Origin of the sequence: Achromobacter sp. SIMBA_011 (genome assembly GCF_046535435.1) — a bacterium.
GTDB classification, from domain to species: domain Bacteria; phylum Pseudomonadota; class Gammaproteobacteria; order Burkholderiales; family Burkholderiaceae_B; genus Achromobacter; species Achromobacter dolens.
This window is the reverse complement of record NZ_JAWRWN010001290.1, coordinates 1-233: the sequence shown is the minus strand read 5'-3', so window position 1 is coordinate 233 and position 233 is coordinate 1. Positions and strand designations below refer to the sequence as shown.

Below are 233 nucleotides of genomic sequence, written 5' to 3'. Positions count from 1 at the left end.
GGCGACTGGTTGCGCCCGAATGCTGGCACCGCCAACGAAGGCCCCTCGTTTGGCTACCCGCGCTCGCAGTCGCGAACGGTGCCCATCATGTCGCTGGACGCCGGCCTGATCTTCGAGCGCGACACCGCGTTGTTCGGCAAGGATTCGGTCCAGACCCTGGAGCCGCGCTTGTACTACCTGCGCGTGCCGTTCCGTGACCAAGCCAAGATGCCGGTCTACGACACGTCGCTGTT

1 protein-coding gene is annotated in these 233 nt (G+C 65.2%); it reads left to right on the top strand.

The features are described from left to right. The coding region (gene lptD, locus SB816_RS35230; protein WP_410548654.1) for an LPS assembly protein LptD at nt 1–233 on the top strand (233 nt) is incomplete at both ends.